An 11372-nucleotide genomic window follows, 5' to 3' on the forward strand; every position below is an offset into this window, starting at 1 on the left:
CAGGTCCGGGGGCGTGCCACAGCGGGCACGCCCCCGGACCGCTCCCGTCCGGTCCGGCAGCGGCCTCAGTGCGCGCAGGCCCACCCGGCGCCGGCGGTGGCGCCCTCGGCGAGGGTGCGCAGCTTGGCGACCGCCTCGGCCGGGTCCTGCGCCCCGTACACCGCGGAACCGGCGACGAAGACGTCCGCGCCCGCCTCGGCGCAGCGCTCGATGGTGCTCGCCGACACCCCGCCGTCGACCTGGAGCCACAGCTCGAGGCCGTGCTTGTTGATGAGCTCCCTGGTCCGGCGGATCTTCGGCAGCATGATGTCCAGGAACGCCTGGCCGCCGAAGCCGGGCTCGACGGTCATGATCAGCAGCATGTCGAGTTCCGGCAGCAGGTCCTCGTAGGGCTCGATCGGCGTGGCCGGCTTGAGCGCCATCGACGCCCGGGCGCCCTTGGCGCGGATCTCGCGGGCGAGCCGGACGGGGGCGGCGGCGGCCTCGGCGTGGAAGGTGACCGAGCCGGCGCCCGCCTCGACGTACTGGGGCGCCCAGCGGTCCGGGTCCTCGATCATGAGGTGGCAGTCGAGCGGGATGTCGGTGGCCCGGGCGAGCGATTCGACGATCGGGACGCCGAGGGTCAGGTTCGGCACGAAGTGGTTGTCCATCACATCGACGTGCAGCCAGTCCGAGCCCCGCACGGCCTCGGCCTCCTGGGCGAGGCGGGCGAAGTCCGCGGACAGGATGCTGGGGTTGATCTGCGCCATGGGGCCTGTTACCTCTTCTTGCCTGCGTGCCGAGGGTGTTCGGAGTCCCGGGGTTCCGGGGCCCGGCTGTTCGGGCCCGGCTCCCGGGGGCCGGGGCGCGCACGGGGCGCACCCGCACCCATCATCCCTCGCGCCGTCGGGGGCGTGTCACCAGTGAGACCTCCCCGTGACCGTCATCACACCGGGGGCAGGGTTATCGTGACCGCCACCGTGGTCATCAGGCCTGTACGACACCGCATCCCTCCCCCTCGCGCTCCCCGCGCCCCTTCGAGGAAGGTCCTCCGTTGGCCGATCTGGTCCACCCCGCCCGCGCCCTGTGGTGGCTCTTCGAACCCGTGCACGCCGTCACCTACTTCACCCCCGAGGGCCTCGCCGCCTTCGAGGAGGTCGGCCTGCGCGGCGTCGCCCGCAGCTACTTCGGCGGCCGGGCCGCCCCGCTCGGCGCGGTGGACGCCCCGCCGGTGATCGCCGCGTTCTTCAACTTCGCACCCGCCCCGATCGAGCGCGCCCTCCCGGCGATCTGGAAGCTGGCCGCCCCGGAGGCCGCGCTCGCCGCCCGGATCGGCGGCGCCTCGGCGGCCCTGAGGCGGCTGCTGGAGCACGTCGACCCGGCGCAGATCGAGCTGGCGGCGGACCTGCTGGCGGACGCGGTCACCCGGCTGGACTGCGCCGGCCGGGTGCTGGCCGCCGCCAACGCCGCCCTCCCCAGCCCGTCCGACCCGCACGGGCGGCTCTGGCAGGCCGCCACGGTGATGCGCGAGCACCGGGGTGACGGCCACGTCGCCGCCCTGGTCGCCGCCGGCCTGGACGGCTGCGAGGCGCTGGTGGTGCGCTGCGCCCTGGACGTGCGCCGCGAGGCGCTGCAGCCGGTGCGCGGCTGGACCGACGCGGAGTGGGACGCGGCGGCGGCCCGGCTGGTCGAGCGCGGCTGGATCACCGAGCACGGCACCATCACCGAGTGCGGCCGGATCCGGCACCAGGCCCTGGAGGCCGCCACCGACCTCGCCGCCGCCCGGGTCTGGGAGCACCACCCGCGGGCCGAGCTCGACCGGCTCGCCGCGGCGCTCAAGCCGATCTCGGCACTCTGTCGCGGCGCACTGCCGCCGATCAACCCGATCGGCCTCCCGGCGACCACCACCGCCTGAGCCGTACGCACCACCGCCCGACCGGTGGCGGCCCCCGCGGAGGGAGTCCGCGGGGGCCGCCGTCGTTCACTCCGAGGTGTCCGCCGGGGTCGTGCCGGGCCCCGCCTCTTCCGGGTCCGAGCGGAAGGCCAGCCGCTGCCGGGCGCTGCGCCCCCGGTCCTCCACCGGCAGCACCCCGCTCGCGCCCGCGAGTCCGAACGGCGGCATGTCGAAGTACACGGACTCGTAGCCGCCCTCCGGCACGATGTACGCCTCGTGCCAGAGGCCGACGTGCCCGCGCATGCTGCCCTTCTTGAGCCTGTTGTTGGCGATCTTCCAGACCCGGTGGTGGAAGGCGTCCGGCGCGGTCGCGTACGCGTAGAGCTTCTCCTCGGACTCCCAGTACTGGACGGCGTAGTAGGTGCGCGGCGAGGCGGTCAGCAGGACCTTCCCGCGCAGGCCGCGTTCCGGTTGCCGGCCCAGCTCGCGCAGCATCCGGAACATCGCCAGCAGCATCGGCAGCCACTGGTGCACGGCCCAGAACCGGTTGATCCGCATCCCGATGAGCAGGACGACGGTCTCCCCGGTGGCGGCCGCGGTGGTGAAGCCCGGAGTCGGTTTCGCGAACACGTCTACCCCCAGCCCTGTCGGCTCTTCCGACCCTCCCGCCCCTTGGGCTACTCGCGGGTAGAGGTCGATGTAAGCGGTGATTACATCAGCGCGCACCGACCCGGTCAACCCTGCGCGCAAGCGAAGTTCCGCCCCGTCAACGGGGGTTGGCGATCCCCCGGCCGAAGGTGTCGAGCACCTGCGCGGCCACCTCCTCCGCCTTCTCGGCCGGCAGGTACCCGTCCAGGATCATCTGCGCCAGCCCGTACACCAGCGCCTGCCCCGCGAACCCCACCAGCTCCGGATCACCGGGCCGCAGCAGGCCCGCCGCCTGGTCGGCGACGATCACCTCGGTGTACGCGCGGTCGATCCCGGACAACCGCTCCCGCAGCTCCGGCTGCGGGGCCGGCGCGAACACCCGCGAGCGCACCAGCGCGAACCGGTGCGGATGCCGGACGGCGTACCGGACGAAGCCCAGCCCGAGCGCCCGCAGCACCGCCCGCCGGTCCCCCGCACCGCCGGCGGCCGCCTGCTCCGACCCCCCTGCCGCCTGCTCCGCCCCCGTCGCTGCCGCGACCTCGGCCCGCTGCCAGCCCTCGAAGTCCGCCAGCACCCGGTCCGCCACCGCCGTCAGCAGCGCCCGCCGGTCCGCGAAGTGCCGGAACGGCGCCCCCGCCGACACCCCCGCCCGCCGGGCCACCTCCCGCATGGTGACCTGCTCCTGCCCCACCTCGTCCAGCAGCTCGAACGCCACCCCGACCAGCGCCTCGGGCAGCGCCCCGTGGTGGTAACTCCCGCGCCCCGCGGGCCTCTCCGTCATGCGGGCAGTGCTATCACACCACCGGCGGGCGCAGCAGCCGCCGCTACTACTGTGCCCGGCCGGTCGGAGTACCCCACCAGCGGGTCAGCGCGGCCTCCAGCTCCCGCCGGTCCTCGCCGACCCAGACCACATGGCCATCCGGCCGCAGCAGGAGCGCGGGCACGTCCACGGCCCCGTCCTTGTCATCGACGACGTGGTCGACACGGTCCGCCCAACCGTCGACCGACAGCCCGCCGCAGGTGCGGTCGAGCAGCAGCCCCCGGCCCTCGTGCATCAGCTCGTAGAGGCGGCGGCCGCCCGACAGCGGGACGTCCCGCAGCCGCCGACCGAGCAGTTCGTGGCCGCCGCCCTGGTCGTCCGGGAGGCCGGCGCCGAAGTCGTAGCGGACGTCGACCGCGGTGATCATGCCGGTGATGTAGCGGTTGACCTCCTCGAACTCCATCAGCCGTGTGAGCAGTTCGCGCAGCGCGGTCGGCCCCGACTCGGCACCGAGCAGCGTCATCTGCGCGCGGGTGTTCGTCAGCACGCGGGCGCCGACCGGGTGGCGCTCCGCGTGGTAGCTGTCCAACAGGCCCTCCGGCGCCCAGCCGTCGACCTCGGCGGCGAGCTTCCAGCCCAGGTTGAACGCGTCCTGGACCCCGAGGTTGAGCCCCTGCCCGCCGGTCGGCGGGTGGATGTGCGCGGCGTCGCCGGCCAGCAGCACCCGGCCGACCCGGTAGCGCTCGGCCTGCCGGGTGGCGTCGCCGAAGCGGGAGAGCCAGTGCGGCGAGTGCGCGCCGAAGTCGGTGCCCGCGACGGCCCGCAACCGCGCCTTGAACTCCTCCAGCGTCGGCGGCGTCGACCGGTCCTCGGCCACGCCGTCCGCGGGCACGATCATCCGCGCGACCCCCTGACGGCCGTCGACGTCCGGCACCACGCCGAACCGCTGCTCGCTCCGGCGCACCCGCTCGACCACCTCGGCGACCTTCGCCCGGTCCTCGGTGAACTCCAGGTCCCCGATCAGCGTCTCGACCGCGGCCGGCTCACCGGGGAAGCCCACCCCGAGCGCCTTGCGCACCGTGCTGCGCCCGCCGTCGCACCCGACGAGGTACCGCGCGCGCAGCCGGGTGCCGTCCGCCAGTTCGACGTCCGCCCCGTCCGCGTCCTGGTCCAGCCCGACCACCTCGTGGCCGCGCCGGATCTCGGCGCCCAGCTCGCGCGCCCGTTCCTCCAACAGCCGCTCGGTGACCGCCTGCGGCGTCGCCAGTCCGTACGGGTGGGCGGTGTCCATGCCGTCCGGCCAGGCCGCCATGACGCCGCCGAACAGTCCGCCCACCTGGAACTTCTCACTCACCGCGAGGAACCGCTCCAGCAGCCCCCGCTGGTCCATGATCTCCACGCTGCGCGCGTGCAGACCGCGCCCGCGCGACTCGCCCGTCCGCTCCGCCAGCCGCTCCAGCACCACCACGCCGACCCCCTGCAGCCGCAGCTCGCACGCGAGCATCAGCCCGGTCGGCCCGCCGCCGACCACGATCACATCCACCGTCGAACGCACGTCCATCACCGCTTGCCCCGTCCCGCCGTGTTCTGCCATCCACCAAGGGAGACAAAGAAGACCAAATCCCATGAATCAGCCGTTTTCATCCTCGCCCGGTTCAGGTCGGTCATTCTGCGCCACCCCCACCCCCTTGCGGCAAGGCCCCCCACCCGCTATAAGTTGAGAGTGGCAACGAGTGGCTTTTCCTCGTTGCCTTTGTTCTTGCCCCCGCTTCGGGCGTCGACGGTCCCCCTCCCCGTGCCCACCACCGTTCGGCGGGCACGGGGACGACGGACAACTACCGGGCTTCCTACCAGGCGTAGTCCTCCGGAGCCGGCCGCCGGCCCGGGAAGAGGGTGTCCAGGCGGGCGAGCAGGTCGTCGTCGAGCTTGATGTCCAGCGCGTGCACGGCCGCGTCGAGGTGGCCGAGGGTACGCGGGCCGACGATCGGGGCGGTGACCGCGGGGCGCGAGAGCAGCCAGGCGAGGGCGAGGTCGGCGGGGTGCTCGCCGAGTTCGTCGGCGAGGTCCTCGTAGGCCTGGATGCGGTCCCGGTTGGCCGCCAGGATCTCGCCCGCGTGCTGGAGCCCACCGCGGACCAGGCCACCCTCGCGCTCCTTGCGCAGGGCACCGCCGAGCACGCCGCTGCGCAGCGGGGACCACGGCAGCAGGCCGAGCCCGTAGTGCTCGACGGCGGGGATCACCTCCAGCTCGACGGTCCGGTCCAGCAGGTTGTAGAGGGACTGCTCGCTGACCAGGCCGAGGAAGTGCCGCGCCTTGGCGGCCTCCTGGGCCTGGGCGATGTGCCAGCCGGCGAAGTTGCTGGAGCCGACGTAGATGATCTTGCCCTGGGCGACCAGCACCTCCATCGCCTGCCAGATCTCCTCCCAGGGCGCGTCCCGGTCGATGTGGTGCATCTGGTACAGGTCGATGTGGTCGGTGCCCAGCCGGCGCAGGCTGTCCTCGACGGCACGGCGGATCGCGAGGGCGGAGAGCCGTCCCTCGTTCGGCCAATCGCCCATCGGGGCATAGGCCTTGGTGGCGAGCACGGTCCGCTCGCGGCGGCCGTCGCCCTTGGCGAACCAGCGGCCGATGATCTCCTCGGTGCGCCCCTTGTGGTTGCCCTCGGAGTCACGTCCGTAACTGTTCGAGGTGTCGAAGAAGTTGATGCCCCGTTCGTGGGCACTGTCCATGATCAGATGGGCGTCGGACTCCTCGGTGTGCGGACCGAAGTTCATGGTGCCCAGGCAGAGTCGGGAAACGGTGAGGCCGGTGCGGCCGAGGTGGGTGAACTCCATGCGCCCCACCCTCCGCCGCACCGGCCGCGCTGTCCAGCACATTCCGCCCCGTGGGAAACGGGTTGCCGGGGTGCGTCCGACTGTGCCGGAGCAGGGGTCGGCGCGGGCCGGTCCCCCACACGGCGGACCGTGCGGCTACGTGCCGTGGGTGGCGAACTTCCGCACCGCGAACGGACCGCAGACCAGCAGCAGCACCGCGCACCACAGCAGGGTGGCCGCGACGGCGTGCTGCATCGGCCAGGCCGCCGTGGCGGCGGACGGGTTGCCGAAGAGGTCGCGCCCGGCCTGGACGACGGCGCTCATCGGGTTCCACTCGGCGACCGCCGCCAGCCAGCCGGGCATGCCGCCGGTGGGCACAAAAGCGTTGGTGACCATGGCCAACGGGAACACCGTGACCGCCAGTTGACCGGCGGCCTCCTCCTTGCCGACGGCCAGGCCGAGCAGCAGTCCGACCCAGGTCATGGCGAACCGGAAGAGCAGCAGCAGCCCGAACGCCCCCGCCGCGTCGGCGGGCCCGCCGCGGATCCGCCAGCCGACGACCAGGCCGACCGCCGCCAGCAGGGCCAGCACCACCACGCTCACCAGCAGGTCGGCGAGGGTCTGCCCGAGCAGCAGGCCGGTCCGGGAGACCGCCATCGAGCGCAGCCGGTCGGTGACGCCGCGCCCGACGTCCCGGGCGGCGCCGACCATGGTCGGCATGATGCCGTTGACGGCCACCATGGCGAACAGCCCGGGCATCAGGAACTCCCGGTAGCCGTCGACAGGTCCGGCGCCGGACGCACCGGCTGCGCCGGTGTCGGTACCCGGCACGGTGATGGCACTGCCGAACACATAGCCGAACACCACCACCATCAGTACAGGCACGGCGAGCGAGACGGCCAGCAGCCCGGGCGAGCGGCGGTAGTGGAGCAGGACACGGAGCATCGACGACCATGCGTCGGCGGCCAGGTCAGCGACCACGGACATCAGGCGACCTTCCTCTCGGCGGAGACATCGGCGGTATCTGCGGCATGTGCGGCATCGGCGTCGTCGACGCCGCCACCCCGCACCGTCCCGGTGAGCGCGAGGAAGACGTCGTCCAACGAGGGCGGCCGCACCGCCGCATCGAGCGCGACCACCCCCACCGCGTCCAACTCCCGCACCAGCGTCGGCAGCAGCACCGTCACCCCCGGCCGGGACACCACCTCCACCGTCCGCTCGTCCTGGTCCACCGCCACGTCGCCGTTCCCCGCGAGCGCCGACAGGACCACGGCGGCCCGGCCGAGTTGGCCCGCGTCGGCGAGGGTGACCGACACCCGGGTGCCGATCGACTCCTTGAGCCGCTCGGGCGGGCCGGTCGCGATGGCGGCGCCGTGGTCGACCACCACGACGGTGTCGGCGAGCCGGTCGGCCTCCTCCAGGTACTGGGTGGTGAGCAGCACCGTGGTGCCGGCCTCGGCCAACTCCCCCACCGCGTCCCAGATCTGCCGCCTGCTGCGCGGGTCGAGCCCGGTGGTCGGCTCGTCGAGGAAGAGCACCGGCGGGGCGGTGACCAGGCTGGCGACGAGGTCGAGCCGCCGCCGCATGCCGCCGGAGTAGGTGCGCACCAGCCGGTCGGCGGCCCCGGTGAGCCCGAAGCGGTCGAGCAGCTCCTCGGCGCGGTCCCGGGCGCCCCGGCCCCCGAGGCGGTGCAGCCGACCGAGGAGGTGCAGGTTGTCGCGGCCGGTGAGGCCCTCGTCCACGGCGGCGTGCTGCCCGGCCAGACCGATGCTGCGCCGGACCGCGTCCGGTTCGCGGGCCACGTCGTACCCGGCGACCCGCGCCGTCCCCCGGTCGGGGGCGACCAGCGTGGCGAGCACCCGGACGGCGGTGGTCTTGCCCGCGCCGTTGGGGCCGAGCAGGCCGCAGACGGTGCCGGCCGGCACGGCGAGGTCGAGTCCGCGCAGCGCCCGGGTGGCGCCGAAGCGTTTCTCCACACCGGACATCTCGACGGCGAAGGCGGCGTTCCGGGCGGCCTCGGAACTCTTCGGGGCACTGGCCCAGGCGGTGTCGGACATGGCTCTGCCACTCCCTCACTAGGTACGGCGTACGTAGAAGCGAACGCGAGCGCATCGTACTACGTACGCCGTACGTATCTAAGATGGGGAACCGAGGTGATCTACCAGTGCCGTCCAGCAAGCCCCCGAACAGCAGCAGCCCCACCGGCGCGCCGACCCCCGGCGAGTCGCCCGAACTGATCTGGCTGCGCCCCGAGCGCACCGGCCGGGGCCCCCGGCCCGCCCACAGCCGGACGTCGATCGCCGCCGCCGCGATCGCCATCGCCGACGCCGAGGGCCTGGACGCGGTCTCCATGCGCCGGGTCGCGGCCGCGCTCGGCGCGGGCACCATGTCGCTCTACAACTACGTGCCGAAGAAGGAGCACCTGCTCGACCTCATGCTCGACGCGGTCGCCGGTGAGTACGACTACTCCGGCCTCGCCCCGACCGGTGACTGCCGGGCCGACCTCCGCCGCCTCGCGCACGAGCAGATCGCCGCCCTGCGCCGCCATCCCTGGGTGCCGGCCCTGGTGATCGCCCGCCCCGGGATCGGCCCCAACGCCCTGCGCTACACCGAGCACTTCCTCGCCGTCACCGAGCCGAGCGGCCTGGACGGCACCGCCCGCCTGGAGGCGCTCGCCCTGCTCACCGGGTTCGTGTGCCAGTACGCGCAGTACGAGCGCACGGCGGCGGCCGGCGCCAAGTGGCAGGCGGACCTGGCCGGTTACCTCGGCCGCGCCGCCGCGAGCGGTGAATTCCCGCACCTGGCCGCCGCGTTCGCCACCACCGGACCCCCGGCCGACAACCCGGACGCCGTGTTCGACCGCTCACTGGACCGCGTGATCACGGCCGCCCTGGCTCCGGTGGGAGCCGCCTGACGTCCGCTACCGGCGTCGGCGGCTGCCCGGGACGAACATCCAGAGCAGCCAGGAACCCGTGCCGAGCAGGAGCATGTTCACGGCGATCTGCCAGGGCACTTCGCCGAAGCCGGTGAACCAGCCGCCGAACTTGACCTCCAGCAGGGTGGCAGTGAGGTACCAGAGGCCGAAGTCCGCGACGACGGCCACGACCCACACCACCGCCGGGTGCCAACGCGGCCGGGGCACCGCGTTGGCCAGTGCCAGTACACCGGTGATGGCCAACGCCAGCGGTCCGAATCCCCTGACGACGTGGTCGAGGTAGTTCCACGGCAAGACCGTGCCCACGACCCAGATCAGCGCCAGACACCCGATGAAGCGCACCAGCACCGCCACCGCGGGATTCGCCCCGGACCGCTCCGGCACCGGTGCCGGGACCGGAGCCGGAGCCGCCGTTGCGTCCATCGGGCTCCCCCACCCCACCGCCACCGGATCCTGCCAACCCCCGTGCGGGAACTCGCCCGACGGCCGGGCCGACGCCAGCGGCCCGGGGCCGACCTGCGGCGGGATCCGCACCGGCCCCAGCGGCACACCCCCGGACATCACCGGTGGCGGCCCGAACGCCCCCAATCCCGGGGCCGCACCCGCACCGGCCCCCGCCCGGGCCACCGCCTCCAGCGCCGCCAACGCCTGCTCCGCCGACGGCCGCGCCGCCGGGTCCTTCGCCAACAGCGCGCCCAGCAGAGGCGCCAACGCCCCCGCCCGCACCGCCGGACGCGGCTCCTTGGTCACCACCGCCACACACAGCGCGCCGAAGGTGTCCCCACTGAACGGCGTCTCGCCCTCCACCGCCGAGTACAGCGTCGCGCCCAGCGCCCACAGGTCGTTGGCGGGAGCCGCGGGCCGGCCCTCCAACTGCTCCGGCGCCATGTACGCGGGCGTCCCGATGACCGCCCCGGTCCGGGTGAGCGCCGTGGTGGCGTCCGCCATGTGCGCGATCCCGAAATCGGTGAGGATCACCCGCTCACCCATCAGCAGCACATTGTCCGGCTTGAGATCCCGGTGCACGATGCCCGCGGCATGCGCCTGCCGGAGCGCCTTCACCATCGCCACCCCGAGCTCCGCGACCCGCGCCACCGGCAGCGCACCGCCCCGGGCGACGGCCGCCGCGAGCGACTCCCCGTCGACGAACTCCATCACGATCACCGGAGCACCCTCGTACTCCGCCACATCGTGCACGGTGATGATCCCGGGATGGTTCAACCGCGCGGCGGCCCGCGCCTCCCGCAGCACCCGCTGGACGAGCTGCTCCCGCTCCGCCTCCGTGACGCCCTGCGGCAGCAGCACCTCCTTCACCGCGACATCCCGGCCCAAGGTGGTGTCCCACCCCCGCCAGACCCGCCCCATGCCACCCTGGCCGATCAGCTCCACGAGCTGGTACCGGCCCCCGACCACTGCCCCGTTCACCGCTGCCACGCGCCAAACCCTAGCGGCCGGACCACCCACCACTACTGCCGGATCATCAAATCGTTTCCTCCACCGCCCGACCTGCGCCTACCGTTGGCGCGCCAACGATCGTGTACCCGGGAGACGGAACCACCCATGCACCAGCGCCACGACCACCACGGCTGGGCCGACGAGGGCTACGGCGCGGTCGCCGACGCCTTCGCCCGCAACTACGCCGACTTCCCCGAGCTGGGCTCGGCCGTCACCGTCCACGTGGGCGGCCGCAAGGTGGTCGAACTGTGGGGCGGAATCGCCGACGAACGCACCGGCCGGCCCTGGCAGTCCGACACCCTGGTCCCGGTCTTCTCCTGCGCCAAGGCCCTGGTCTCCCTCTCCGCCCACCTGCTCGCCCAGCAGGGCCGGCTCGACCTGGACGCGCCGATCGCCACCTACTGGCCGGAGTTCGCGCGCCACGGCAAGGAGGCGATCACCACCCGCATGGTGCTCTCCCACCGGGCCGGCATCCCCGTCCTCGACGCCTCCCCGACCTTCGACGAGATCGCCGCCTGGACCCCGGTCGTCCGCGCCATCGAGGAACAGACACCCCTCTGGGAACCGGACACCACCCACGAGTACCACGGCCATGTCTTCGGCTTCGCGATCGGCGAGGTGATCCGCCGCATCACCGGCCTCACCCCGGGCGCCTGGTTCCGCACCACCCTCGCCGAACCCCTCGGCCTGGACGCCCACCTGGGCCTCCCCACCACCGAACTCCCCCGCCTGGCCCGCCTCGCCGAGGCCGACGGCCGCCGCCCGATGCCCGGCCCCGAACACCTGCTCACCCGCATCGTCACCATGAACGGCGCCCTGGTCTTCCCCGGCCTCGACGAACCGCACGGCTGGAACGACCCCGCCCTGCACACCGTCGAACTCCCCGGC

The 11372-nt window shown here is 73.6% G+C and carries 11 protein-coding genes; 3 read left to right on the top strand and 8 right to left on the bottom strand.

What is annotated here, in order from left to right:
- Positions 1-65 precede the first annotated feature (65 nt).
- On the bottom strand, positions 66-749 hold the full coding sequence (gene rpe / locus ADK60_RS05840; RefSeq protein WP_053643800.1) for a ribulose-phosphate 3-epimerase: 684 nt from the start codon (positions 747-749) through the stop codon (positions 66-68).
- Positions 750-1033: 284 nt separating this feature from the next.
- On the opposite strand from rpe, the gene ADK60_RS05845 reads away from it, so the two are divergent.
- Positions 1034-1894, top strand: coding sequence for an SCO6745 family protein (locus ADK60_RS05845; RefSeq protein ID WP_053643802.1), 861 nt, complete (start codon positions 1034-1036; stop codon positions 1892-1894).
- A gap of 66 nt (positions 1895-1960) precedes the next feature.
- Here ADK60_RS05845 and ADK60_RS05850 read toward each other — a convergent pair whose 3' ends face one another.
- From ADK60_RS05850 to ADK60_RS05875, 6 genes are all read right to left on the bottom strand, one after another.
- Complete coding sequence (locus ADK60_RS05850) at positions 1961-2503, bottom strand: DUF4188 domain-containing protein (RefSeq protein ID WP_053643804.1); 543 nt, start codon at positions 2501-2503, stop codon at positions 1961-1963.
- Between the two features lie 136 nt (positions 2504-2639).
- Positions 2640-3302 (bottom strand): TetR/AcrR family transcriptional regulator, encoded by a 663-nt coding sequence (locus tag ADK60_RS05855; RefSeq protein WP_045938390.1) that lies wholly within the window; start codon positions 3300-3302, stop codon positions 2640-2642.
- A gap of 46 nt (positions 3303-3348) precedes the next feature.
- Positions 3349-4836 (bottom strand): FAD-dependent monooxygenase, encoded by a 1488-nt coding sequence (locus ADK60_RS05860; protein ID WP_286185255.1) that lies wholly within the window; start codon positions 4834-4836, stop codon positions 3349-3351.
- Positions 4837-5128: 292 nt separating this feature from the next.
- Positions 5129-6115 (bottom strand): aldo/keto reductase, encoded by a 987-nt coding sequence (locus ADK60_RS05865; protein ID WP_045938388.1) that lies wholly within the window; start codon positions 6113-6115, stop codon positions 5129-5131.
- 135 nt (positions 6116-6250) lie between these two features.
- Positions 6251-7081, bottom strand: coding sequence for an ABC transporter permease (locus ADK60_RS05870; RefSeq protein ID WP_053643808.1), 831 nt, complete (start codon positions 7079-7081; stop codon positions 6251-6253).
- The gene (locus ADK60_RS05875; protein ID WP_063783055.1) at positions 7081-8151 is read right to left on the bottom strand and encodes an ATP-binding cassette domain-containing protein; all 1071 of its coding nucleotides are present in this window, start codon (positions 8149-8151) and stop codon (positions 7081-7083) included. The genes ADK60_RS05870 and ADK60_RS05875 overlap by 1 nt, the downstream gene beginning before the upstream one ends.
- A 107-nt stretch (positions 8152-8258) precedes the next feature.
- Between ADK60_RS05875 and ADK60_RS05880 the strand changes: the two genes are divergently transcribed.
- Positions 8259-9008 (top strand): TetR/AcrR family transcriptional regulator C-terminal domain-containing protein, encoded by a 750-nt coding sequence (locus ADK60_RS05880; RefSeq protein ID WP_234370955.1) that lies wholly within the window; start codon positions 8259-8261, stop codon positions 9006-9008.
- A gap of 6 nt (positions 9009-9014) precedes the next feature.
- Here the strand turns inward: ADK60_RS05880 and ADK60_RS47480 are convergent, their stop codons facing one another.
- Positions 9015-10463 (bottom strand): serine/threonine-protein kinase, encoded by a 1449-nt coding sequence (locus tag ADK60_RS47480; RefSeq protein ID WP_159400320.1) that lies wholly within the window; start codon positions 10461-10463, stop codon positions 9015-9017.
- 126 nt (positions 10464-10589) lie between these two features.
- Here ADK60_RS47480 and ADK60_RS05890 point away from each other — a divergent pair.
- Positions 10590-11372 (top strand): serine hydrolase domain-containing protein (locus ADK60_RS05890; protein ID WP_053643812.1); only part of this gene is annotated, 783 nt, incomplete at its 3' end.

This window comes from Streptomyces sp. XY431, assembly GCF_001279805.1.
GTDB classification, from domain to species: Bacteria; Actinomycetota; Actinomycetes; order Streptomycetales; family Streptomycetaceae; genus Kitasatospora; species Kitasatospora purpeofusca.

Excerpts from the sequence above, each read along its gene's own strand:
- ADK60_RS05870 (WP_053643808.1), bottom strand. The coding sequence starts at position 7,081 with ATGTCCGTGGTCGCTGACCTGGCCGCCGACGCATGGTCGTCGATGCTC.
- rpe (WP_053643800.1), bottom strand. The coding sequence starts at position 749 with ATGGCGCAGATCAACCCCAGCATCCTGTCCGCGGACTTCGCCCGCCTC.
- ADK60_RS05855 (WP_045938390.1), bottom strand. The coding sequence starts at position 3,302 with ATGACGGAGAGGCCCGCGGGGCGCGGGAGTTACCACCACGGGGCGCTG.
- ADK60_RS05865 (WP_045938388.1), bottom strand. The coding sequence starts at position 6,115 with ATGGAGTTCACCCACCTCGGCCGCACCGGCCTCACCGTTTCCCGACTC.
- ADK60_RS05875 (WP_063783055.1), bottom strand. The coding sequence starts at position 8,151 with ATGTCCGACACCGCCTGGGCCAGTGCCCCGAAGAGTTCCGAGGCCGCC.